We start from the raw sequence: 777 nt of genomic DNA on the forward strand, positions 1-777 counted from the left end.
TGGGAGCCCACTCCGGCGGAGGTCGCGGTGACGCGTTCGGCGGTGGAGCGGGCGCGTCGGGCGCGGGCTTTGCGGGCGGAGGCGGATGCGCTGGAGATTGAGGCGCTGGCTGAGGCGGGGGAGGTCGCGCGGGCGCAGTTGGCGAGGTCGGGGGCGGTCTCGTCGCGGTATGACTTCCCGTTCCGGGCGATGGCGGGGGAGTTCGCGGCGGCTCTGGGGGAGTCGAAGGGGCGGATGCAGACCCGGATCTCGGATGCGATGGTGTTGGTGGGGTCGTTCCCGGAGACGTTCGCGGCGCTGGAGGGTGCGCGGATCACGGGTCGGCACGCGGGCGTGATCCGGCAGGTCGGGATGCGGCTGCCGGATGGGCTGCGGGAGGTGTTCGAGGCCGCGGCCGTCGGGTACGCGGAGGGTGCGACGCCGTTCGAGACGCGGGTGTTCGCGGAGGCTCTCGCGGAGAGGCTGGATCCGCGGTCGTTCTCGGATCGGCATCGGTCGGCGATGGCGCGGCGGGGTGTGTGGGTGAAGGTGCTCCCGGATGGGACGCAGGCGCTGGAGATCGTGGGCGAGGCGACCCGGATCCAGGCGATCGCCCGGGCCCTGCGCCAGCACGCGCGGGACCTGGCCCGGCAGGAACGCCGCACCGCCGAAACCACCACCGCCGCGGGCGCCGGCAGCGGTGCGGGTGCGGGTGAGGGCGCCGCGGATGCGGGCGCGGCTGGTGGGTCGGGTGTGCGGTTCGAGGATTCGGAGCGGGTCGGTGAGGGTGGGGAGGGG

General features: G+C 74.6%; 1 protein-coding gene. It reads left to right on the top strand.

The features are described 5' to 3' along the window. Positions 1–42: 42 nt before the first annotated feature. Positions 43–777: DUF222 domain-containing protein (locus PKE79_RS16510; protein ID WP_271174788.1), on the top strand; the 735-nt coding region annotated here is incomplete at its 3' end.

Origin of the sequence: Microbacterium barkeri, from assembly GCF_027921765.1 — a bacterium.
In the GTDB taxonomy this organism is placed as follows: Bacteria; Actinomycetota; Actinomycetes; order Actinomycetales; family Microbacteriaceae; genus Microbacterium; species Microbacterium barkeri.